The 22,064-nt window shown below is 67.0% G+C and carries 18 protein-coding genes; 12 read left to right on the forward strand and 6 right to left on the reverse strand.

Annotated elements, in window-relative coordinates; all coding sequences use genetic code 11:
• Nucleotides 1-12: 12 nt before the first annotated feature.
• Nucleotides 13-948 carry a LysR family transcriptional regulator gene (locus tag BAU07_RS11460; protein WP_157122503.1) on the reverse strand — a complete coding sequence of 312 codons (936 nt, stop codon included), beginning with the start codon at nt 946-948 and terminating at the stop codon, nt 13-15.
• A 214-nt stretch (nt 949-1,162) separates the two neighbouring features.
• Between BAU07_RS11460 and BAU07_RS11465 the strand changes: the two genes are divergently transcribed.
• Genes BAU07_RS11465 through BAU07_RS11475 form a run of 3 tightly spaced genes read left to right on the forward strand, consistent with a single transcriptional unit; the run spans nt 1,163 to nt 7,155 of the window.
• Nucleotides 1,163-2,347, forward strand: a complete 1,185-nt coding sequence (locus BAU07_RS11465; RefSeq protein ID WP_066657516.1) for an efflux RND transporter periplasmic adaptor subunit — start codon at nt 1,163-1,165, stop codon at nt 2,345-2,347.
• A 21-nt stretch (nt 2,348-2,368) separates the two neighbouring features.
• The gene (locus tag BAU07_RS11470) at nt 2,369-5,560 is read left to right on the forward strand and encodes an efflux RND transporter permease subunit (protein ID WP_066657519.1); all 3,192 of its coding nucleotides are present in this window, start codon (nt 2,369-2,371) and stop codon (nt 5,558-5,560) included.
• A gap of 11 nt (nt 5,561-5,571) precedes the next feature.
• The gene (locus BAU07_RS11475) at nt 5,572-7,155 is read left to right on the forward strand and encodes an efflux transporter outer membrane subunit (RefSeq protein ID WP_084025620.1); all 1,584 of its coding nucleotides are present in this window, start codon (nt 5,572-5,574) and stop codon (nt 7,153-7,155) included.
• A gap of 94 nt (nt 7,156-7,249) precedes the next feature.
• On the opposite strand, the gene BAU07_RS11480 is transcribed toward BAU07_RS11475, so the two are convergent.
• Both BAU07_RS11480 and ugpQ read right to left on the reverse strand, forming a co-directional pair.
• On the reverse strand, nt 7,250-8,107 hold the full coding sequence (locus BAU07_RS11480) for a 23S rRNA (adenine(2030)-N(6))-methyltransferase RlmJ (RefSeq protein ID WP_066657521.1): 858 nt from the start codon (nt 8,105-8,107) through the stop codon (nt 7,250-7,252).
• Nucleotides 8,108-8,142: 35 nt separating this feature from the next.
• Nucleotides 8,143-8,892: a glycerophosphodiester phosphodiesterase gene (ugpQ, locus tag BAU07_RS11485; protein ID WP_066657523.1), complete on the reverse strand. Its 750-nt coding sequence runs from the start codon at nt 8,890-8,892 to the stop codon at nt 8,143-8,145.
• Nucleotides 8,893-9,204: 312 nt separating this feature from the next.
• On the opposite strand from ugpQ, the gene BAU07_RS11490 reads away from it, so the two are divergent.
• Nucleotides 9,205-11,172 carry a SurA N-terminal domain-containing protein gene (locus tag BAU07_RS11490; protein ID WP_066657534.1) on the forward strand — a complete coding sequence of 656 codons (1,968 nt, stop codon included), beginning with the start codon at nt 9,205-9,207 and terminating at the stop codon, nt 11,170-11,172.
• Nucleotides 11,173-11,230: 58 nt separating this feature from the next.
• On the opposite strand, the gene BAU07_RS11495 is transcribed toward BAU07_RS11490, so the two are convergent.
• Nucleotides 11,231-11,878: an arylesterase gene (locus tag BAU07_RS11495; RefSeq protein ID WP_066657536.1), complete on the reverse strand. Its 648-nt coding sequence runs from the start codon at nt 11,876-11,878 to the stop codon at nt 11,231-11,233.
• Here BAU07_RS11495 and BAU07_RS11500 point away from each other — a divergent pair.
• Complete coding sequence (locus BAU07_RS11500) at nt 11,877-12,554, forward strand: ABC transporter ATP-binding protein (protein ID WP_066657538.1); 678 nt, start codon at nt 11,877-11,879, stop codon at nt 12,552-12,554. The genes BAU07_RS11495 and BAU07_RS11500 overlap by 2 nt on opposite strands.
• Before the next feature lie 24 nt (nt 12,555-12,578).
• On the opposite strand, the gene BAU07_RS11505 is transcribed toward BAU07_RS11500, so the two are convergent.
• Nucleotides 12,579-13,967 carry an FAD-binding oxidoreductase gene (locus tag BAU07_RS11505; protein WP_066657541.1) on the reverse strand — a complete coding sequence of 463 codons (1,389 nt, stop codon included), beginning with the start codon at nt 13,965-13,967 and terminating at the stop codon, nt 12,579-12,581.
• 234 nt (nt 13,968-14,201) lie between these two features.
• Entirely contained in the window at nt 14,202-15,152 is a 951-nt protein-coding gene (locus BAU07_RS11510; protein WP_066657544.1) for a DMT family transporter, read from the reverse strand.
• 85 nt (nt 15,153-15,237) lie between these two features.
• Here BAU07_RS11510 and BAU07_RS11515 point away from each other — a divergent pair, with 85 nt between their 5' ends.
• The 7 genes from BAU07_RS11515 to BAU07_RS11545 all read left to right on the forward strand — a co-directional run bounded on the left by BAU07_RS11515 (nt 15,238) and on the right by BAU07_RS11545 (nt 21,962).
• Nucleotides 15,238-16,221 carry a LysR family transcriptional regulator gene (locus BAU07_RS11515; RefSeq protein ID WP_084025622.1) on the forward strand — a complete coding sequence of 328 codons (984 nt, stop codon included), beginning with the start codon at nt 15,238-15,240 and terminating at the stop codon, nt 16,219-16,221.
• A 99-nt stretch (nt 16,222-16,320) separates the two neighbouring features.
• Nucleotides 16,321-17,130 (forward strand): putative hydro-lyase, encoded by an 810-nt coding sequence (locus BAU07_RS11520; RefSeq protein WP_066657547.1) that lies wholly within the window; start codon nt 16,321-16,323, stop codon nt 17,128-17,130.
• A 218-nt stretch (nt 17,131-17,348) separates the two neighbouring features.
• The gene (locus BAU07_RS11525; RefSeq protein ID WP_232338286.1) at nt 17,349-18,623 is read left to right on the forward strand and encodes an ABC transporter substrate-binding protein; all 1,275 of its coding nucleotides are present in this window, start codon (nt 17,349-17,351) and stop codon (nt 18,621-18,623) included.
• Between the two features lie 66 nt (nt 18,624-18,689).
• On the forward strand, nt 18,690-19,541 hold the full coding sequence (locus BAU07_RS11530) for a branched-chain amino acid ABC transporter permease (protein WP_066657552.1): 852 nt from the start codon (nt 18,690-18,692) through the stop codon (nt 19,539-19,541).
• Between the two features lie 37 nt (nt 19,542-19,578).
• On the forward strand, nt 19,579-20,541 hold the full coding sequence (locus tag BAU07_RS11535; protein ID WP_066657554.1) for a branched-chain amino acid ABC transporter permease: 963 nt from the start codon (nt 19,579-19,581) through the stop codon (nt 20,539-20,541).
• The gene (locus BAU07_RS11540; protein ID WP_066657556.1) at nt 20,528-21,250 is read left to right on the forward strand and encodes an ABC transporter ATP-binding protein; all 723 of its coding nucleotides are present in this window, start codon (nt 20,528-20,530) and stop codon (nt 21,248-21,250) included. Before BAU07_RS11535 ends, BAU07_RS11540 begins: the two co-directional genes overlap by 14 nt.
• A gap of 4 nt (nt 21,251-21,254) precedes the next feature.
• Complete coding sequence (locus BAU07_RS11545; RefSeq protein WP_066657559.1) at nt 21,255-21,962, forward strand: ABC transporter ATP-binding protein; 708 nt, start codon at nt 21,255-21,257, stop codon at nt 21,960-21,962.
• Nucleotides 21,963-22,064 lie beyond the last annotated feature (102 nt).

Consider the following 22,064-nt stretch of genomic DNA (forward strand, 5'->3'; position numbering starts at 1 on the left):
GCGCGACCGATTTCAATCCGTTTCAGCGCGGACATCCAATGCCCGCGCTGCGCTACGCTTCGCATGGCGCGACCAGTCGCCCTGCAGCCGTTCGGTCAGGAATTCCACGAAGGTGCGGGTCTTGACCGGCAGCAGCCGTGTCTCGGTGACGGCGTACACGGGGAAGGGGCCGACCTCCCAGTCGGGCAGTACGCGCAGCAATCGGCCCGCGGCCACCTCCTGCTGCGCGGCGACCTCGGACAGCACGGCGATGCCTGCGCCCAGCGTGGCCAGCCGCCGTAACATGCTGGCACTGTTCATCGAGAACCGCTTTCCCGGATGGAATTCGATATGTTCGCCGTTCCGATGCAACGGCCACCGCGTGACGCGCGCGCCCGGCGTTGCGCGAAACTCCATGCATTCGTGGCTGGCAAGATGGTCCGGATGGACCGGCGTACCGCGCGCGGCCAGATAGGACGGCGCGGCGTACAGGTAGGCCGAAATCGACCCCAACTGGCGGGCGATGCGTGTGGGCGAAGGCTGTTCGCCGATTTCTATGGCGACGTCGCAGGCATGGAATACCTGCCCGGCATGGTCGGGCGCGGCCATGTCCAGGTGGAAGGTGACGTCCGGATAGCGGCGCGAGAACGCCATCAGCGACTCGGCCAGGAAGTCGGTGCCGAAGTCGATGGGCATGTTCACGCGCAAGGGTCCCGCCGGCGTACTGGCCAGCCCCTGGATCTCCTCGTGCGCGAACTGTGCCTCGGCGACGATGTGCTGGCAACGCTCGAAGTAGCGCGAGCCGGCGTCGGTCAGTTCGACCTTGCGTGTCGTGCGGCTAAGCAACTGCACGCCCAGGGAGCGCTCCAGTTCCGCAACCTGGCGCGACAGCGTGGACTTGGGGACGCCGAGCACCAGCGCCGCGCGGCTGAAGCTCTTCGCCCGCGCGACCTCGACGAACAACTCCATAGTTTGAAGGCACTTTGTCATGGCATCATTGTCTCATTGATGGAACGAAGTTTTCGCAATAGCGCCCTTTGTTACGCGGGTGGAATAGTGCACAATCAACGCTTTTGCAATGCAGCAAACCGCCCAGGCGCCTCGCTGCGCGCCTCGCCTTGATCGTGTTGTTGCGGTCGGCGATCGCCGACCGGTTCTTGTTGGGAATCAGGAAATGCACCGTATGAATAAGAAGACCGCCGGGCGTGCCGCCGCGGCGGCCGCCCTGGCCGTGCTCGTCCTTGCTCTGGCCGCTTGCGGCAAAAAGGACAATGCCGCCGCCGCCCCCGCCAAGCCGACCGTCGGCGTGGTGACCGTGCAGGCACAACCTGTGTCGCTGACCACGGAGCTGCCCGGCCGCACCACGCCATACCGTGTCGCGGAAGTGCGGCCGCAGGTCAACGGCATCATCCTGAAGCGACTCTTCACCGAAGGCGGCCAGGTGAAGGCGGGGCAGCAGCTGTACCAGATCGACCCATCGCTGTACCAGGCCACCCTGGACAGCGAGCGCGCCGCACTGGCGCGAGCCGAAGCCCAGGTCAAGACCGCGACGTTGCTGGCTGAACGCTACAAGCCGCTGACGGAGACGCGCGCCATCAGCCGCCAGACCTACGATGACGCCGTGGCCGCCCGCGACCAGGCCAAGGCGGACGTCATGGCAGCCAAGGCGGCCGTCGATACCGCGCGCATCAACCTCGTCTATACCAAGGTCCTGTCGCCCATCGAGGGCATCATCGGCAGGTCCGTGGTGACCGAAGGCGCGCTCGTCACGGCCAACCAGACGTCGGCGCTGGCATCGGTACAGCAGATCGACCCGATCTACGTCGACGTCGTGCAGTCCAGCGTCCAGTTGCTCCGCCTGCAGGATCAACTGAAAAAGGGCGAGATCAAGCGGGCCGCCGACCAGCAGGCCGCGCAGGTGACGCTGACTCTGGAGGACGGCACCCAGTACAACCATGAAGGCAAGCTGCAGTTCTCCGAGGTGACGGTGGACCAGAGCACCGGTTCGGTCACGTTGCGTGCCGTATTCCCCAACCCCGAGCATCGCCTGTTGCCCGGCATGTTCGTGCGGGCCAAGCTGGTCGACGGGGTCGCCAGCGAAGGGCTGCTGGTGCCGCAGCGCGGCGTCGTGCGCAACCAGCGCGGCACGCCGACCGCCTACGTGGTGAACGCACAAGGGAAGATCGAGGTGCGCGACCTGACCACCGATCGCGCGATCGGCTCGAACTGGCTGGTGACCAGCGGCCTCAAGCCGGGCGACAAGGTGGTCGTCGAAGGTTTGCAAAGCATACGCCCGGGCATGGACGTAACCGTGGCCGATGCCAATGCCAAGCCCGCGACCGCGGCCGCGGCGACGCCGGCCCAGTAAGCCGGTCAGGGAGTTTCAAGCATGGCTAAGTTTTTCATAGAAAGGCCGGTGTTCGCCTGGGTGATCGCCATCGTCATGATGCTGGCGGGCGCCCTGTCCATCCTGCGTCTGCCGATATCGCAATACCCCGCCATCGCACCGCCCTCGATCAGCATCCAGGTGAATTACCCGGGTGCATCGGCCCAGACGGTGCAGGATACGGTCGTCCAGGTCATCGAGCAGCAGATGAACGGGCTCGATGGCCTGGAGTACATGAACTCCGAGAGCGCGGCCGACGGCAGCGTCACCATCACGCTGACCTTCACGCAGGGCACCAATGCCGACACGGCGCAGGTGCAGGTGCAGAACAAGCTGTCGTTGGCGCAGCCGCTCTTGCCCCAGGAGGTGCAGCAGCAGGGTATCCGCGTCACCAAGGCCACCAAGAACTTCCTGCTGGTGGCCGCGTTCATCTCCACGGACGGCAGCATGTCGCGCGCCGACCTGGCCGACTATGTCGCGTCCTATGTGCAGGACCCGATCAGCCGCACCAGCGGCGTCGGCGATTTCCAGTTGTTCGGCTCGCAGTACGCGATGCGCATCTGGCTCGACCCGGCCAAACTGCTGAACTACAGCCTGACCACGGTGGATGTGGTCAACGCCATTTCGCAGCAGAACGTGCAGGTCTCCACGGGGCAGCTGGGCGGGCTGCCGGCCGTGCGCGGGCAGGACCTGACGGCGACCATCATCGGGCCGTCGCGCCTGCAGACGCCGGAGCAATTCGGCAACATCCTGCTGAAGGTGAATGCGGATGGCTCGCAGGTGCGCCTGCGTGACGTCGGCAGCGTCAGCCTGGGCGCGCAGTCCTATACCATCGACAGCCTGTACAACGGCAAGCCGGCCGCCGGCCTGGCGATCAAGCTGGCCGCCGGGGCCAATGCCCTGGACACGGCCGAGGCAGTGCGGCACACCGTGGACGGCCTCAAGCCTTTCTTCCCGCCCGGCATGGACGTGGTCTATCCCTACGACACGACCCCCTTCGTCAAGCTTTCGATCGAGGACGTGTTCAAGACACTGGGCGAAGCCATCGTGCTGGTTTTCCTGGTGATGTACCTGTTCCTGCAGAATCTGCGGGCCACACTGGTGCCCACGCTGGCGGTGCCGGTGGTGCTGCTGGGCACCTTCGGGGTCCTTGCGGCGTTCGGGTATTCGATCAATACGCTGACGATGTTCGGCATGGTGCTGGCCATCGGCCTGCTGGTGGACGATGCCATCGTGGTCGTGGAGAACGTCGAACGGGTCATGGCCGAAGAAGGCCTGACGCCGCGCCAGGCCACGCGCAAGTCCATGGAGCAGATCACCGGCGCGCTGGTCGGCATCGCCATGGTGCTGGCCGCCGTGTTCATTCCGATGGCCTTCTTCGGCGGGTCCACGGGCGTGATCTACCGGCAGTTCTCCATCACCATCGTGTCCGCCATGGCGCTATCCGTGCTGGTGGCCCTGGTCTTCACGCCGGCGCTGTGCGCGACGCTGCTCAAGCCTATCGCCCCGGGCCACCACGAGAACAAGCGCGGCTTCTTCGGCTGGTTCAACCGCGTCTTCAACCGCAGCAGCCACGGCTATGCCAACACCGTGTCGCGCGTGTTGAATCGCACGCCGCGCGTGCTGCTGATCTATGCGCTGATCGTGGCCGGCATGGTGTTCCTGTTCACCCGTATTCCGACGTCCTTCCTGCCGGACGAGGACCAGGGCATCCTGTTCGTGCAGGTCGCCACGCCGTCCGGCGCGACGGCCGAGCGCACCCAGGCGGTACTGGACCAGGCCACCAAGTACCTGCTCGATGACGAAAAGGATACGGTGGCGTCGGTGTTCGCCATCAACGGCTTCAACTTCGGCGGCCGGGGGCAGAATGCCGGGCTGATGTTCGTCAAGCTCAAGGACTGGGGCGACCGGCCCGATGCGCGGCAGAAGGTCGCCGCGCTGGCGCAGCGCGCGTCCGCGCACTTCGCGCAAACCATACGCGATGCGCAGGTGATCGCCTTTGCGCCGCCCGCCGTGCTGGAACTGGGCAATGCCACGGGCTTCGACTTCCAGTTGATGGATCGCGGGGGGCTGGGGCACGATCGCCTGCTGGCCGCGCGCAACCAGTTGCTGGCCGAAGCGGCGAAGAGCCCCGTCCTGATGGCCGTACGGCCCAACAGCGTGGAGGACGCCCCGCAGTACCGCCTGAACATCGACCGCGAAAAGGCGCGCGTGCTGGGCATTTCCATCCAGGACGTCAACAGCGTGCTGACGACGGCCTGGGGTTCCACCTACGTCAACGACTTCATCGACCGCGGCCGCGTCAAGAAGGTCTACGTGCAGGGCATGCCCAGCTCGCGCATGTTGCCCGACGACCTGAACAAGTGGTACGTGCGCAATGCGGCGGGCGATATGGTGCCGTTCTCGGCCTTCGCATCGGCGGACTGGACTTATGGGCCGCAGAAGCTGAACCGCTACAACGGCGTGCCGGCTTATGAAATCCTGGGCCAGCCGGCGCCCGGGCGCAGCACCGGCGAAGCCATGGCGGAAATGGAGCGCATCGCCGCCACCATGCCGCCGGGTATCGGCTACGAGTGGACCGGCCTGTCGTATGAGGAAAGGTTGTCCGGTTCGCAGGCGCCGGCGTTGTATGCGATATCGCTGATCGTGGTGTTCCTGTGCCTGGCCGCCTTGTACGAAAGCTGGTCCATTCCCACGGCGGTGATGATGGTGGTCCCGCTGGGCATCATCGGCGCGCTGGCGGCCACGCTGTTGCGCGGCCTGTCCAATGACGTGTACTTCCAGGTCGGTCTGTTGACGACGGTCGGCCTGGCCGCCAAAAACGCCATCCTGATCGTCGAGTTCGCCAAGGAGCATTACGAATCCGGGGCGAGCCTGACGGAGTCGGCCATCCATGCGGCGCGGCAGCGGCTGCGGCCCATCCTGATGACCTCGATGGCGTTCATCCTGGGCGTGGTCCCGCTGGCCATCGCCAGCGGCGCCGGCTCGGGTAGCCAGAACGCCATCGGTACCGGCGTGATCGGCGGCATGCTGACCGCGACCTTCCTGGCGATTTTCTTTGTGCCGACCTTCTTCGTCGCGATGCTGCGGGTATTCAAGGTCAAGCGCCAAAGCGAACGCGGCGACCCGCACGACCCCGGCGATCCGAAACACAGTACGACGCCCCCGGCGCAAGCAGGGGGGCATGCCGAATGACAACGAAAGCAATGAGTAGAACGCTGTGCCTGTCGCTGTCCGCCACCATGGCGGCGGTGTTGGCCGGCTGCACCCTGATGCCGGATTACGAACGGCCCGCGGCGCCCGTCGACGCGGCGTATCCGACCGGACCGGCATACCGCTCCATTAACCAGGCGCCCGGCCGGTCGCGCGATCCGGCCACGCCCGATGTGGGCTGGCGCGACTTCTATACCGACCCGCTCCTGCAGCAGGTCATCGCGCTGTCGCTGGAAAACAACCGCGACCTGCGCGTGGCGGCCCTGAACGTGGAAGCCGCGCGGGCGACCTACCGGATCCAGCGCGCGCAAGTGTTGCCCACGGTGACGGTGGGCGCCCAGGAATCGGCGCAGCGCCTGCCGGGCGACCTCTCGCAAAGTGGCCGCGCGACCACCACCCGCAGCTACCAGGTGGGTGCCAATGTCTCGGCCTGGGAACTGGATCTGTTCGGGCGTCTGCGCAGCCTCAATGAACAGGCGCTGCAGTTGTACCTGGCGCAGGACGAGACTCGGACGGCGACGCAGCTGGCGCTGATCTCCGAAGTGGCCAGCGCCTACATGACGCTGCGTGCGGACCAGGAGCTCCTGCAGCTGACGCGCGATACGCTCAAGAGCCAGCGCGACTCGTACGAGTTGACCAAGCAGAGCTACGACAACAACATTGCCACGGCGCTCGACCTGAGCCAGGCGGAGATCTCCGTGCGCACCGCCGAACGCAACCTGGCGCAGTTCGAGCGGCAGGCGGCGCAGGACATGAATGCGCTGGTGCTGCTGGTGGGCAATCCGCTGCCGCAGGATGTGCGCGCCAGGCTGGACCAACCGTCGCCGCTGAACGATGCGCTGATGCCGACCACCTTGCCGGCGGGGCTGCCGTCCGACCTGCTGGAGCGCCGTCCCGATATCCGGGCCGCCGAGCACCAGCTGGAGGCCGCCAACGCCAATATCGGCGCTGCGCGCGCGGCATTCTTTCCCAGCATCACGCTGACGGGCGGGGCCGGCACGGCCAGCGCCAGCCTGGGCCGCCTGTTCGATGGCGGGCAGGGGGCCTGGAGCTTCACGCCGCAGATCAACATACCGATCTTCACCGGCGGATCGCTGCAAGCGAATCTCGATCTTGCCAAGGTGCAGAAACGGATCGAGATCGCCACGTACGAGGGCGCCATCCAGTCGGCGTTCCGCGAGGTGGCCGACGCCCTGGCCGGCCGCGGTACGCTGGACGACCAGATCCGCGCGCAGCAGCTCCTGGTGGACGCCAACCAGCGGGCCTACGACTTGTCGGAACAACGCTTCCGGCAGGGCGTGGACAGCTATCTGAGCGTGCTGGACTCGCAGCGGTCGCTCTACGACGCGCAGCAGGTGCTGGTGCAGACCCGGCTGGCGCGCCTGACGAATCTGGTGGACCTCTACAAGGCCCTGGGCGGCGGCTGGACGGAAAAGACCGTGGCGCAGCAGCAGCCGGCGCAGGCGCCGCAACAGCCGCCGCAGGCGTTGCAGCAACCCCAGGCGCAACAACAGCCCGGCGCGCAGCCGCCGCAACAACCGCAGGCGCAGGCGCCGCAACAGTCCCCGCAATGGTAAGGGGCCGCGCGCGTGGCGCACGCGGCGCGTGGATGTGCGGATCTACGCGCCGTCGCGCTGCTTCTGCCGTCTCGCGCAGGCGGCCACCCGCATTTCAGTCCTCGCGGTAGTCCAGCGTGAAGCGCGCCCGCGCGTCCTGGCCGAGCACATCCTTGAGCCAGGGCAGGGCGTGCTTCAACTGCTCGGCCAGCGTCCATGGCGGGTTGACCAGGAACATCCCGCTGCCATGCAGCCCGTAACCCTCGCTGGCAGGCTTCTTCACCGAAAGGCTGGCATGAAGCCAGCGCTTGACGCCGGCTTTTTCCAATTGGCGCGGCAGTTCCTGCGATTCGCGCCGCTGCACCTGCGGGTACCAGACCGCATAGGTGCCGGTGGCGAAGCGCTTGATGCCTTCCTTCAGCGCCAGCGCGACGCGGCGGTAATCCTGCTTGTCCTCGTACGAGGGATCGAACAGGACCAGGCCGCGCCGGGAAGGCGGCGGCAGCAGGGCCTTCATGCCCTCGAACCCGTCGGTGGCATAGATGGTGGTCTGCCGCAGGGCCGTGCCGCCGAGCCGCTCCAGGTTCGTCACCAGGACCTCGGCTTCGGTGGGATGCAGTTCGAACAGTCGCAGGCGGTCATGCTCGCGCAAGGCGTCCAGCGCCAGCCAGGGCGAGCCCGGATAGTGCCGCAACTGGCCATTGCCGTTGTAGTCGCGTATCCGTTCCACGTAGCGCGCCAGCAGCGGCGGCAAGTCCGGGCGATCCCAGAGCCGGCCGATGCCGTCGGCGAACTCCGCATTCTTGGAGGCCCAATCGCTGTCCAGGCGGTACAAGCCCGCCCCGGCGTGCGTATCGATAACCCAGTAGGGCGCATCCTTCTGGCCCAGGTAATCCAGGATGTGGATCAGGATGGCGTGCTTGAGTACGTCGGCGTGGTTGCCGGCATGAAAGGCGTGGCGGTAGCTGAACAAGGCAGTTTCTCGTGAGGGGGCGCTGGCCGGCGCGTTCAGGCGTCGGGCCGGATGGCGGCCAGTTCGTCCGTGAAGATGGCGTCCACGCCCCAGTCCAGCAGCTGCCGCGCGCGGGCAGGGTCGTTCACCGTCCATGCCGCGAGCCGGTAGCCCGCGGCATGCACCGATTGCACCAGCGCCGGCGTGACGTCCTTCTGGTTGACGTTGAGACCGGCACAGTCGTGCTGCACCAGCCGATCGCGCCAGTCCGTGGGAATCTTCTCGACCAGCAGCGCGCGCGGTATCTGCGGCGCCGCCACGTGCGCGGCGGTCAGCGCGGCTTCCGAGAACGAAGACAGCAGAGGCGGCACGGGCGCATCGCGCCAGAGTTCGCGCACGGCCAGCGCGACCGCCGTCCCCGTCTCCATTTCGCGCCCGGGGCAGGGCTTGATTTCGACGTTGCTGGCAATGCCTTGTTCGATCGTGTAGCGCGCCACTTCCTGCAGCGTCGGAATCCGCGCGCCGGCGAAGGCGGGCGAATGCCAGGCCCCGGCATCCAGCGCGGCCAGTTCGGCATATGTCCTGGCGGCGGCGGGTCCCTGGCCATTGGTGGTGCGGTCCAGGTCGTCGTCGTGGAGCAGGATCAGCACGTCGTCCTTGCTGAGCTTGACGTCGTATTCGAACATCCGGTAGCCATGCTCGAAGCCGGCACGCATGCCGGCCAGGGTGTTCTCGGGCGCCAGCCGTCCGCCTCCGCGGTGCGCGATCAGCCGGGGATAGGGCCAGGGTGACAGAGAAGTGGTCATGAAGCGTGGGCGTTTGATGGCATGATGACGACATCAAGGATACCGCACCGTCGCACGGCGGCGCCGCGGCGTCGCTCCCGGATGGGCGCCATCCGCGACGCGTGCCGGTCCCGGTGCGCGCGTCCCTGGTGCCGCCCATGCAAACGGCACGCCGCGCCGCCCGCGCGCCGGGGTGGCCGGAGGTGCTAAACTGCAGCCCGCTGATCCGGTACCACGCAGTAATGAGAGCAAGGCGAATCCGGTTCGCTTTTTTTTGCGTCTTTTTCGCGGATCGACACGGCTAGACGTGTACCGCGCCGCAACAGGGCCTCCATGTTCGATTTCATTCGCAACCATCAGCGTTGGATGCAGTTCATCCTGCTGATCCTGATAGTTCCGTCCTTCGCCTTCTTCGGGGTGCAAAGCTACAGCAGCTTCATGTCCGAGGAGCCCAAGATGGCGACCGTGGACGGCAAGCCGATCACGCAGCGCGAATACGACCAGGCTCGGCGCGACCAGCTGGACCAGTACCGTCAGATGATGGGCGCGCAGTTCGACCCGGCCCTGCTGGACACGCCCGCCATGCGCGAGCGCCTGCTGGACCAGTTGATCAACCAGCGGTTGCTGGCCGCGGCCGCGGCGGCCAACCGGTTCTCGGTCTCCGACGAGACCCTGCGCAACACCATCGCGTCCAATCCCGCGGTGCAGGACAACGGCCGCTTCTCTCCGGAACGCTATCGGGCCGTCCTGGCGGCCCAGGGCCTGACGCCGGCGACGTTCGAGGCCGGCTTGCGGCGCGACCTGGCGATCGGCCGCGTGCTGGATCCCATCGGCCAGTCGGCGCGGCTGCCCGCCACGGTGGCCAACTACATCGAGAGCGCGCTGACGGAAACGCGCCACGTGCTGACGCGTCGCTTCGCCGCGGCGGACTACCGCAAGCAGGTCCAGGTCAGCGACGAAGACGTGCAGAAGTGGTACGACGGCAACAAGCAGCAGTACCTGGTGCCGGACCAGGTGCAGGCGCAATACATCGTGCTGGACGAAGCCGCCGCCAGCACTGGCGTCCAGGTCAGCGACGATGACATCGCGCGCTACTACGAGCAGAACAAGAGCCGCTTCGGCCAGCCGGAGCGGCGCCGCGCCAGCCATATCATGATCGAGGTTCCGGCCGGCGCGACCGAGGCGCAGCGCAAGGCCGCGCGCGCCAAGGCGGACGATATCGCGCGCCAGGCGGCGGCCAACCCCTCGGCCTTCGCCGATCTGGCCAAAAAGCTGTCCCAGGACGCCGGTTCCGCGTCCAAGGGCGGCGACCTCGGCTGGATTTCGCCCGGCATGCTGACACCTGCGCTGCAAAAGGCGATCGACGGCCTGTCCAAGGGCCAGGTATCCGGCGTGGTCGAAAGCCCCTATGGCCTGCACGTGCTCATGCTGACGGACCTGCAGCCCGCGCAGATCAAGCCGCTCGCCGAAGTGCGCGACCAGATCGCCGGCGAGATCCAGAAGCAGATCGCCGCGTCGCGCTTTTCCGACATGGCCACCAAGCTCACTTCGCTGGTCTACGACCAGCGCGACAGCCTGCAGCCCGCCGCCGACGCGCTGGGCCTGAAGATCCGCCAGGCCGGCGGCATCACGCGCACCGGCCTGCTGCCCGAAGACCAGGCCGGCACCGGCGCGGCATCGGCCAGCCCGGATTCCGCCTTGCTGGACAACCCGCGCGTGCGCCAGGCGCTGTTCAGTCCGGAAGTCCTGCGCGACAAACAGAACTCCGGCGTCATCGAATTGTCGCCCGACACCATGGTGGTGGTCCGCGTCGCGGCCAACACCCCGGCGCACGTTCCGCCGCTGGATAAATTGAAGGACAAGATCCGCGCGCGCCTGGTGGACGAGCGCGCCGCGGACGCCGCCGCCAAGGCGGGCGAACAGGCGCTGGAAGCCTTGCGCAAGAATCCGGCTGCGCCGGCCGACGGGTTTGGCGGACCGGTCGACGTCTCGCGCCAGAATCCGCAGAACCTGTCCCGTCCCGTACTGGATGCCGTGATGCGGGCGCCCGCCACGCCGCTGCCCGCCTATGCCGGTACGCGCGACGGCGATGACTACGTGCTGGCGCGTATCGAGAAGGTCGAAGCAGGCAAGAGCGACCCGGGCGCGGTGGCCAGCCTGAGCCAGCAATTGTCGAATGCCTGGGGCCAGGCAGAGGACGAGGCGGTCCTGAAGATGCTGCGCAGCCAGTACAAGGTCGAGATCGCGCCGGAGGCCGCACGCGTCCTGCAAGGCGGCGATGCCGAGACGGCCGCCGGCTGATTTCGACCCGGTGGCTCGCGCGGTCGGATAACGGGCCAGCGGCCCCGTCTTCTTTGCCTTAGTTCAACATCGGTTTCAGCCCGGCCCAGACATTTTCCAGCAGCCTGGGCTGGCCGGCTTCGTTGGGATGCATCCCGTCAGACTGGAACAGGCTGCGGTCGGTGGCGATGCCTTCCATCAGGAAGGGAACCAGGCGCGCGTTTTCCGTGCTGGCGACCTTGGCGAAGAGGTCGCGGAATTGTTCGGTGTAGGTGCGGCCATAGTTGGGCGGGATCTGCATGCCCACGATCAGCACGGCGGCGCCGGCCTGCTTCGCCTGGCGCGCCATCTCGGTCAGGTTCTGCTGCGTCATCGCCAGCGACAGGCCGCGCAGGGCGTCATTGGACCCCAGTTCCAGTATCACAATGGCGGGATGGTGCTGGCGCAGCAAGGCGGGCAGCCGGCTGAGGCCGCCACTGGTGGTGTCGCCGCTGATGCTGGCGTTGACGACGCGATAGGCCGGGTATTGCTCTCCCAGGCGGCGGCCCAGCAGAGGCACCCAGCCGCTGCCCCGGGCGATGCCATACTCCGCCGACAGGCTGTCACCGACCACGAGTATGGTTTTGCCGGGAATGGAACCGCCCTGGGTGGCAGCGGTCTGAGCAGAGGCGACGGCGGCGGCCGCGGCCAGGATAAACGCGAACAACAAACGGATGAGCGGGCGCATGGATACGGGAAACGCGATAGAGGTGCGGGGACTGGGCAAGCGGGTGGCCGACGCGGGCGGGACGCTGTCCATTCTGGAAGGAATCGATTTTACGGTCTCGGCCGGAACGGCCCTGGCGATCACCGGCAGTTCCGGTTCCGGCAAATCGACCTTGCTGGGACTGCTGGCCGGCCTGGATGTTCCCAGCTCGGGCTCGGTCACCCTGGCCGGGCATGACCTGTTCGCCCTGGATGAGGACGGCCGCGCACGGCTGCGCGCCAACCACGTGGGCTTCGTATTCCAGTCCTTCCAGCTGCTACCCAACCTCACCGCGCTGGAAAATGTCATGTTGCCGCTGGAGCTGGCGGGCCAGCCCGCCCAGGAAGCTGCCCGCGGGATGCTCGAGCGCGTGGGCCTGGGCGACCGGCTGCACCATTACCCGCGGACGCTGTCCGGGGGCGAGCAGCAGCGGGTATCGCTGGCGCGCGCCTTCGTCGTCAAGCCGGACCTGTTGTTCGCCGACGAACCGACCGGCAGCCTGGACGCGGCGACCGGCGCGCGCGTCATCGACCTGATCTTCGACCTGCACCGCGAACAGGGCGCCACCCTCGTCCTGGTGACGCACGACGCCAGCCTGGCCGCGCGCTGCGAGCGGCAGCTCGTGCTGGCCGCCGGCAAGGTTGTCGCGAGCGACTGAGCGTACCGGCGCAATCCCGGGCCTTCAGCTCGCCGGACGGATATTCTGGTTATGGCAGAACAGGTTCTGCGGATCGTAGCGGCCCTTGATGGCGCCCAGGCGGGAGAAATTGGTCCCGTAGGCCGCGTTGACCCGATCCGATTCCTCTTCGGTCAGGAAGTTCACATAGACGCTTCCGAGGGAGTAGGGCGCCGCCTTGTCGAAGAAGTCGCGCGCCCACGTGATGCCGGCGGCGTCATCGGCGGAGTCGGCCCAGCGTCCGTGCACATTCACGATGTACTGAGTCTCGCGATTGCCGTAGGCCATCGCGTCGGCGGCGGGCCGCGTCGTCTGCCCACCCAACTGGCCCACGAAGATCTCGCATTGCGGTGACGGCAGCCGCCCCGCCGCGTCCACCAGCGCGTCCAGCAGGCCATCGGAAAGCTCGCCGAAATCATGCGATTTCCAGTAGTTGCGCGCGCCGGGCGTCAGCAGGGGATCGAAGGCTTTCTGCCACGCGGTGTACGGCATCTCGCCCAGGTGCTCGCCATAGGGCGTGCCGAACTGGCGCACCGGCTGCACGGCCGCGGGGCCGTTCTCGATGGGCCCGGTGTAGCAGACGGCGAAGGCGACGACCGGCTTGCCATGCACCTCGGCAGGCAGGAAGGGCAAGGGTGGCGCCTGGCGCAGCACGCTCCATACCGTCAGTTCCTCCGGCATGGAGGCCGCCGCCGCGCGGTAGGCGCGCAAGGCCTGGGGCGCCTGTTCGCCGGGCACGACCACCAGCCCGCCGTAGATCTGCGGGCCCACGGCATGCAGCTGGAATTCGAACATGGTGACGACGCCGAAATTGCCGCCACCGCCGCGCAGGGCCCAGAACAGGTCTTCGTGCGACGAGGCGCTGGCGCGCACCAGCTCGCCCTCGGCCGTGACCACGTCCGCGGCCCGCAGGTTGTCGACCGTCATGCCGAAGCGCCGGCTCAGCCAGCCGAAACCCCCGCCCAAGGTCAGCCCGGCCACGCCCGTGGTGGAATTGATGCCGAGCGGCGTGGCCAGCCCGAAGGCCTGGGCCTCATGGTCGAAGTCAGCCAGGGTTGCGCCGGCTTCGACATAGGCGCGCTGCTCGGCCGGATCGATGCGGACCGATCGCATCGGTGAAAGATCGATCATCATCCCGTCATCGCAGATCGCGCTGCCGGCGATATTGTGCCCGCCGCCGCGCAAGGTCAGGGGCACGCCGTGCGCGCGCGCGAAACGCACGGCGTGGCGCACGTCCGCCACGCCCGCGCAGCGGACGATGAGGGCGGGGCGTCGGTCGATCATGGCGTTCCAGATGCGGCGGGTGTCGTCGTAGTCCGCATCGGATGGCCGCACGATCCGTCCTCGGAGCGTGCTCTTCAATTCATCTATGGCGTTGGTGGACAGCGTGAACATGAGGCCCCCTTCGGCGTGCAGCGCCCGCGTTGGGGCGAAGGCCCGCCGTCGACAGAATGCGTGCAGGGCGCGGCAGGGACGGCGTCGTGCGACGCGCGCCGGTGTCACGGTGAGGCCGCCTCGGGCTACCTGGAACAGGCGGCTCTTGGGTTTTCCGATTTTTTATCAGGCGAGTATAGGCCGCGCACCGGCGCGTGTGCCGCGCGGCGGGGCTGTCTACCGCGCTTCTACTGCTTAAGGTGCGAGCCGCCGCGCGCGCCGCCATTCGAGGACGCCGATGCCCATGCCGCTGCCGCAGATGATGGCGATGCCGACCCAGGTCAGCGCGTCGGGGAAATGCCCCCAGATCAACCAGCCCGTCGTGGTGGAACTGACGATCTGCAGATACGCGAAGGGCGCCAGGCTGGACGCCGGCGCCTTGCGATACGCCGCGATTTGCAGCAGATGGCCCAGGCAGCCTGTCACCCCGGTGGACGCCAGGACGAACCAGTGCAGGGCATCGAGTTCGCGCAAGACCGGCAAGGCGGCCGGCACGGCATAGGGCAGGGTGAAGGAGAGCACCACGGTTCCCACGCCGCCGCTCCAGATCACCGACGTCAGCGGGTCGTCGCCGGCCACGCGCCGTGTGGCGATGTATTGTCCGGCGAAGCAGAACGCCCCCAGCAGGCCGTACATGGTTCCCATGGCGTCCAGGCCGCCGCTGGGGCGGATGACGATGAGGACGCCGCAGAAGGCCACGCCGGCGGCGACCCAGCGCGACATCCGGGGCGGTTCGCGCAGCAGCCAGGGCGCCAGCAGCAGCACGATCAACGGCGCAAGGAAGTTGATGGCGGTGGCTTCGGCCTGCGGCAGGAAGCGCAGCGCCGTGAAGAAGAACAGGGTGGCGCCCAGCATGGCGCCGCCGCGCAGCATCTGCTCGCGCGGCCGTTTGCTGGCCAGAATGCCCCAGCCCTTGACCGGCACGATCAGGGCCAGCGCCACCAGCAGATGCGCGGCGTAGCGCACCCACGACAACAGCAACATCGGCACGCCGGCCGCCATGACCCATTTGCCGCTGGCGTCCAGGCTGGACAGCACCCACATCGACAGCAGCAAGAGCGCGATGCCGGCCAGCGGACGAGAGGCCGCAACCGGCGCGGCACGCGCGGCAGTGTCGGCGGTTCGGGCGCCGGTGACCCGTGGCATGTCGTGATCTCCTCTTTGCAGCGCCCGCCATGATACGCTCACCGCGATCAATTTTCCTGATGGGTGCCCGCGGCACCGGCCGTCCATGATCGACCTGCGCAACATCGAGACATTTTTCTGGGTCGCCAGGCTGGGCGGCTTTCGCGCCGCCGCGGAGAAGCTCAGCGCCACGCAGCCAGCGATCTCGCAACGTATCGCCTCGCTGGAGAGCGGCCTGGGCGTGCGCCTTTTCGAACGCAATTCGCGTGGCATCACGCTCACGGCCAAGGGTGGCGAACTGCTGTCGCATGCCGAGCGCATGCTGCAGATGCGCAGCGATATGCAGCAGGCCGCGCGCGCGCAGAACATCATGAGCGGCACCTTGCGCCTGGGCGTGTCGGAGACCATCGTCCACACCTGGCTGCCCAGCCTGATGGAATACATGCACGAGGCCTATCCGGCGCTGATGGTCGAGATCCAGGTCGACACCAGCACGGGCCTGCGCACGCAGTTGGCGTCGCACCAGATCGATCTGGCCTTCCTGCTCGGTCCCATGGAAGAGCCGCGCGTCGAAAGCCTGCATTTGTGCCGCTATCCCTTGGCCTGGATCGCCAGCCCGCAATTACGGCTGGGGCGTCCGCCGATTTCCCTGAAGCGGCTCGGCCGCTGGCCGGTCATTACCTATACGTCCAATACCGATCCGCATCGCGCCGTGCGCCGCATCCTGCTGGAAGGCGGCGTGCAGACGCCGCGCATGTACGGCAGTTCCGCGCTCAGCGTGATCGTCCGCATGACGCTGGACGGCATCGGGACGGCGGTCATCGCCCCGGTAATCCTGGGCCGCGAACTGGCGCAGGGCCAGTTGCAAGTCCTGCAGGTGCGCGCCCCGGAGCTGCCTTCCCTGAATTACACGGCCTGCTGGATGCAGGGGCCGGACAGCCATGTCGCGCGTACCGTGGCGCAGGCCGCGCAGTACATCGCGCGCCAGGATGCCGCCCGTATCGCGACCAGCCCGATGACGCTGGAGGCCCCGCCGCTCGTGCCTGCTCTAGGTAGTAACCCTCGCTCTCCCGGGAAGAGCGATAAATAATTGTGATCGCGGTTTATCGCAACATGTGATTGGACGGCGGGTCCACGGTAAGGTGCAATAGCGCATACAAAAAATCATCACATTGCACGGGGAAATACCATGTCCGCACTTCCGCAATCCGCGTCCGATGGCCCATCGGCGCCTTATCGTGCCCGGCTGGCCGCCCGTTCGGGCGCGATGACCGGCCCCACCGCCAATGTGGCGCCTGGCCATGTCCAGGCCAACCTGGCGATCCTGCCCCGGGAAATGGCCGACGAATTCCTGCGCTTCTGCCTGCGCAATCCCAAGCCGTGTCCCATCCTGGCGGTGTCGGAGCCAGGCGATCCCGCCTTGCCGGAGCTCGGTGTGGACATCGATATCCGCACCGATATCCCGCGCTACCGCGTGTGGAAGGACGGCGTGCTGGTGGAAGAGCCCCTGGATGTGCGGCACGTGTGGCGCGACGATCTGGTGTCTTTCCTGCTCGGCTGCTCGTTCTCGTTCGAGGAAGCCATGCTGGACAATGGCCTGCCCGTGCGCCATATCGAGCAGGGCTGCAATGTGCCGATGTACCGGACCAATGTGCCTACCGCACCGGCCGGCCGTTTCAGCGGCCCCCTGGTGGTATCGATGCGGCCGCTCAAGCCGGCGGACGCCATACGCGCCATCCAGGTCACATCGCGCTTTCCCTCGGTGCACGGCGCGCCGGTGCACTTCGGCGACCCGGCGGCCATCGGCATTGCGGATATCAATCGGCCGGAATACGGCGACCCCGTGGAGATCCGGCCGGGCGAGGTGCCCGTGTTCTGGGCCTGCGGCGTCACGCCGCAGTCCGTGGTCGCGGCGGTCAAGCCGGCCTTCTGCATCACGCACGCGCCGGGCCATATGCTGGTGACCGATCTGATCAATAGCCGCGTGGCGGCGCTCTGATTCCCGCGTATCCTCACCCGCCCATACCGTGATCGCCAAGTCCGGGGGCTGGCTGCGCGGCGGCGGCGGCGCAAGCCCATGGTCCCGGCGGCAACATACGCCGCGATTTGCATTGCCTGTCAGGGTTTGTTCGGGCGGTTGTATCGCGGTGTAGCGGATAAGCTTGCTGTCGGCAGTTTTCCTTTCTTCGAAATCGTCAGTCCTCAGGAGCAAAAGCAATGAGAATGATCCCTCACGTGGCGCCGGTCGCGTCCAAAGCGAAGCTGATCGCCGGCCTCGCTGCGTGCATGGCGCTGATGTTCGGGCAGCCCGTCGCCGCCCAGACCAAGACCGTGCGCATCGGGGCCATCTATCCCTTGAGCGGCGCCCTGGCTTCCACGGGCACCGAGATCAAGGACGCTATCGAGCTTGCGGTCGACATCATCAACAACCCGCATCCGGAGCTCAAAGGACTGCCGCTGGCCGAAGGCGCGGGCCTGCCGAACCTCGGCGGCGCCAAGCTGGAAGTTGTGTTCGGCGATTCGCAGGGCAAGCCCGATGTCGGCCTGGCCGACGCGCAGCGGCTGATCCAGCAGGAGAAGGTCGTGGCCCTGACGGGCGCGTATCAGTCGGCGGTCACCAAGACGGCGAGCCGCGTTGCCGAACAGGCGGGTATCCCGTACCTGAACGGCGAATCCAGCAGCCCCGACCTGACCGAGCGCGGCTACAAGTGGTTCTTCCGCACGTCGCCCACGGATGAGACCTTCATCGAGAACATGCTGGCCTTCCTGGACGGCATCAAGCAGCTGCCCACGAAGAAGATCGTCGTGGTGTATGAAAACACCGACTTCGGCGTCAACACCTACAAGGCGGTCCAGAAGCTGGCCGGCAAGCGCGAGATCACCGGCATCGCCTATTCGGCGGGATCGCCCTCGGTGACGGCGGAAGTGCAGAAGCTGGCCGCCTCCAAGCCCGACGTCGCGCTGTTCGCCAGCTATACGTCCGACGCCGTGCTGTTCGTGCGCACCATGCGCGAAGCCAAGTACGCGCCGCCCATCTTCCTGGCCAACGATGCCGGCTTCATCGATTCGAAGTTCGTGCAGGACGTCGGTCCGCAAGCGCAGGGCGTGCTGACGCGCGACGTGTGGAGCAATGACGTCGCCGCCGCCAAGCCGGGCCTGAAGAAGATCAATGAGATGTACAAGGCGAAGACCGGCAAGGACCTGAACGGCAACAATGCCCGTTCCATGCAGGGCGTCCTCGTGCTCGCCGATGCGATCAACCGTGCGGGTTCCACCGATCCCGAAGCGATACGCAAGGCGCTCGCGGCGACGGACCTGGGCGACAACCAGATCGCCATGCCGTGGGCCGGCGTGAAGTTCGACAACCACAACCAGAACACCAAGGGCGCGGGCCTGATCCTGGAATTGAAGGGCGCGGGTTACGTGCCTGTATGGCCGGAACAATACCGCACCGACAAATCGCTGCCGACGCTGCCCTTCGCCTGGAAGTAAGACGGTCCGCACGTACGCGCAACGCAAGACACGGCGGCCCGCCAGGGCCTGCCGCAGGAGCACCGCATGTTTGAAGCGCTCTACGCCGGGCTGTTCAATGGCCTGATCTACGCCGCCGTGGCCGTGGGCCTGGCCTTGATCTGGGGTATCACGGACGTCATCAATTTCGCCCATGGCGAATTCCTGATGCTGGCCATGTATGCCGCCTACTGGTTCTTTACGCTGGGCCACGTAGATCCGACCATGTCGGCGCCGTTGGTGGCCATTTTGCTGGCCTTTGTCGGCTTCCTGACGTATGCGCTCATCATCAAGCGCCTGCAGAAGGGGCCGCCCATGGCGGTCATCCTGGCCACCTTCGGCCTGGGTCTGGTATTGCGGCAGTTGGCCTTCATCGCCTTCACGCCCGACTACCGCAACCTGCCGGACACCATCGTGTCGGGCAGCGTGACGCTGGCCGGCGTGTCCATAGGCCGACCGCAGGTGGTGACGGGACTGGTCGCGCTGGTGGTCGTGATCGCGCTGTTCGTGCTGGTCTACCGCACCCGCTGGGGCCACGCGCTGCAAGCGGTGGCCGAGGACCGCCAGGTCGCCGCGCTGGTGGGCATTTCGCCCGACCGCGTCAATGCGCAGGTCTGGATGCTGGGCAGCGCGGCGGTCGGCCTGGCCGGGGCGCTGCTGACGACGTTCTTCTATGTGTTCCCTTCCGTGGGAACGGTGTTCGGCCTGCTGGCCTTCGTGGCCGTGTGCATGGGTGGCTTCGGGTCGCTGCCGGGCGCTTTCATCGCCGGCATCCTGATCGGCATCATCGAGGCGATGACCGGCTATTTCGTGGCGCCCGCGATGAAGACGGTGGCCATCTTCATCCTGTTCGTCCTGGTTCTCTGGTACCGGCCGCGCGGCCTGTTCGGGCGGTGGTGATATGGCAAACGTAAAACAACTCGATATAACGGCCGCCATGCCCGCCAAGGCGCGCTATTCGCGGGCGCCCCTGGTCGCCGCGGTCGCGCTGGCGGTGGTGTTCGCGCTGGCGCCCGTCTTCATCAGCGACCAGTTCACCATCCAGGTCCTGTTGCAGGTGCTGCTGTTCGGCGCGCTGGGCGCTGCATGGAATCTGGTGGGCGGCTTCCTGGGACGCGTGTCGTTCGGCCATGGCGTCTTCGTTGGCGTCGGCGCATACACCACCATCCTGCTGCTGCAGCATCTGAAGCTGACGCCGCTGATCGGCATCCCCGTGGGCGCGCTGGTTTCGGCCCTGCTGGCCTACATCGTCGGCGGACCGACCCTGCGGCTGTCCGGCCACTACTTCGCGATGGCGACCATCGCGCTGCTGCAAATCGGGCTGCTGCTGATGGTCAACTGGGACTGGGCCGGTGGGGCGGTGGGACTGGAGGCGCCCATCGGCGAAGCGCCATGGATGCTGCTGTTCCGCAGCAAGGTCCCGTACTACTGGATCGCCGTAGTGCTGGCCTTGCTGACCTTCCTGCTGACCTACTTCCTGGTCCATTCGCGCACCGGCTTCTACTGGCGCGCGATCAACGGCGACGAAGCCGCCGCGCGCAGCCTGGGCGTGCCGGCCGACCGCTACAAGATGCTGGCCTTCGTGCTCTCGGCGGGCATCACCGGTGCCTGGGGCGGGTTCTTCGCCATGTATGTGGGCTTCATCGATCCCGAATCGATGTTCAGCCTGACCATGTCGGTGCAAGTGGTGCTGGTCGCCATCCTGGGCGGCGTGGGCACTCTCGTCGGGCCGTGGATCGGTGCCGCGCTGCTGCTGCCCCTGTCCGAAGGCACGCGCGTGCTGTGGGGCAGTTCCGGCCTGGGCCTGGATCTGCTGGTATTCGGCCTGGCCATATTGCTGGTGACGATGTTCCTGCCGGGCGGCCTGATCACGTTGAGGGGGCGTCGTGGCTCTGCTTGAAGTCAAGGATCTGACCAAACGCTTCGGCGGATTGGTGGCCAACAAGGACATCAGCCTGTCGGTGGAGGCAGGCGAGATCGTCGCCGTCATCGGCCCGAACGGCGCGGGCAAGAGCACGCTGTTCAACGGCCTGGTGGGCCATCACGCCCCGACGGCGGGCACGGTGTCCTTCAATGGCAAGTCCATGCTGGGCCTGAAGCCGGAGCAGGTGGCGGAGATGGGGCTGGTGCGCACGTACCAGATTCCGCGCAATTTCGGCCAGATGACCGTGCTGGAGAATGCCATGGTAGGCGCGTTGCTGCGCCATCGCCGCCTGGCCGATGCGCGCGCGTCGGCGCAAAACGTCCTCGACCTTGTCGGCCTGGGCGATCGCGCCAACGTCAAGGCGGCGGGGCTGAACGTGGCGGGGCAGAAGCGCGTGGAGCTGGCGCGCGCCCTGGCCACGGAGCCGCGCATGTTGTTGCTGGACGAAGTTGCCGGCGGCCTGAATCCGACCGAAGCCATCGCACTGTCGGAAATCCTCGGCCGCATCCATGCGGCCGGCATCACGCTGGTCATCGTGGAGCACGTGCTGGAAGTCGTCATGCGCCTGGCGCACCGGGTACTGGTGTTGAATTTCGGCCAGACGATCGCCGAGGGGCCGCCGCAGGAAATCGTGCGCCATCCCGCCGTGATCGAGGCCTACCTGGGGAGGAAGCACCGTGCCTGACGCCATGCTGAAAGTCGAAAACCTGAGCGTGGCCTACGGTGGCGTGCAGGCGGTGCGCGGTATCTCGCTCGAAGTGCGCCCTGGCGAGATCACCGCCTTGCTCGGCGCGAACGGCGCGGGGAAGTCCAGCACGCTGGCCGCCGTGGTGGGCATGGTACGGCCGGCCGGCGGCCGGGTCGTCTTCGAGGGGCAGGACATCACCGGCACGCCACCGGAAAAACTGGTCAAGCGCGGCATCGCCATGATCCCCGAAGGCGCGCGCGTGTTCGCACGCCAGCCGGTCGAGCAGAACCTGCGCCTGGGCGCCTACACGGTTGCCAGCGAAGCGGTGTATCGCGAACGCCTGGAGCAGGTGTATACGGTATTTCCCCGCTTGCGGGAGCGGCGTACGCAATTGGCCGGCACCATGTCGGGCGGAGAGCGCCAGATGCTGGCGATCGGCCGCGCGCTGATGAGCGGTCCGCGGCTGCTGCTGGTTGACGAACCCAGCCTGGGGCTTTCGCCGCTGCTGGTCGAGCAGGTGTTCGACGCGCTGGCCGCCCTGAACACGCAGGCCGGGGTGTCGGTGCTGCTGGTGGAGCAGAACATGAACGCGGCGCTGGAGGTGGCCGCGCGTGCCTATGTGATGCAGAGCGGCGCCATCGCGATCTCCGGCAGTGCCGCCGAGCTGGCGGCCTCGGATGAGGTGCGCCGGGCCTACCTCGGCATGTAGGCGGGGGGCAGGCGCAGCGCGGGTGGCAGTATGTGATGCGCGGAGCGGGGCGGCGCCTGCCATGCGCCGGGTAACAGCTGTCCCCGCGGAAGTTCCAATATG

This window comes from Bordetella flabilis, assembly GCF_001676725.1.
GTDB classification, from domain to species: Bacteria; Pseudomonadota; Gammaproteobacteria; order Burkholderiales; family Burkholderiaceae_B; genus Bordetella_C; species Bordetella_C flabilis.

Bases quoted from the DNA above. Each gene is read 5' to 3' on its own strand.
- BAU07_RS11460 (WP_157122503.1), bottom strand. From the start codon at position 948: ATGGAGTTGTTCGTCGAGGTCGCGCGGGCGAAGAGCTTCAGCCGCGCG.
- BAU07_RS11465 (WP_066657516.1), top strand. From the start codon at position 1,163: ATGAATAAGAAGACCGCCGGGCGTGCCGCCGCGGCGGCCGCCCTGGCC.
- BAU07_RS11470 (WP_066657519.1), top strand. From the start codon at position 2,369: ATGGCTAAGTTTTTCATAGAAAGGCCGGTGTTCGCCTGGGTGATCGCC.
- BAU07_RS11475 (WP_084025620.1), top strand. From the start codon at position 5,572: ATGAGTAGAACGCTGTGCCTGTCGCTGTCCGCCACCATGGCGGCGGTG.
- ugpQ (WP_066657523.1), bottom strand. From the start codon at position 8,892: ATGACCACTTCTCTGTCACCCTGGCCCTATCCCCGGCTGATCGCGCAC.
- BAU07_RS11490 (WP_066657534.1), top strand. From the start codon at position 9,205: ATGTTCGATTTCATTCGCAACCATCAGCGTTGGATGCAGTTCATCCTG.
- BAU07_RS11500 (WP_066657538.1), top strand. From the start codon at position 11,877: ATGGATACGGGAAACGCGATAGAGGTGCGGGGACTGGGCAAGCGGGTG.
- BAU07_RS11495 (WP_066657536.1), bottom strand. From the start codon at position 11,878: ATGCGCCCGCTCATCCGTTTGTTGTTCGCGTTTATCCTGGCCGCGGCC.
- BAU07_RS11505 (WP_066657541.1), bottom strand. From the start codon at position 13,967: ATGTTCACGCTGTCCACCAACGCCATAGATGAATTGAAGAGCACGCTC.
- BAU07_RS11510 (WP_066657544.1), bottom strand. From the start codon at position 15,152: ATGCCACGGGTCACCGGCGCCCGAACCGCCGACACTGCCGCGCGTGCC.
- BAU07_RS11515 (WP_084025622.1), top strand. From the start codon at position 15,238: ATGATCGACCTGCGCAACATCGAGACATTTTTCTGGGTCGCCAGGCTG.
- BAU07_RS11520 (WP_066657547.1), top strand. From the start codon at position 16,321: ATGTCCGCACTTCCGCAATCCGCGTCCGATGGCCCATCGGCGCCTTAT.
- BAU07_RS11525 (WP_232338286.1), top strand. From the start codon at position 17,349: ATGAGAATGATCCCTCACGTGGCGCCGGTCGCGTCCAAAGCGAAGCTG.
- BAU07_RS11530 (WP_066657552.1), top strand. From the start codon at position 18,690: ATGTTTGAAGCGCTCTACGCCGGGCTGTTCAATGGCCTGATCTACGCC.
- BAU07_RS11535 (WP_066657554.1), top strand. From the start codon at position 19,579: ATGCCCGCCAAGGCGCGCTATTCGCGGGCGCCCCTGGTCGCCGCGGTC.
- BAU07_RS11545 (WP_066657559.1), top strand. From the start codon at position 21,255: ATGCTGAAAGTCGAAAACCTGAGCGTGGCCTACGGTGGCGTGCAGGCG.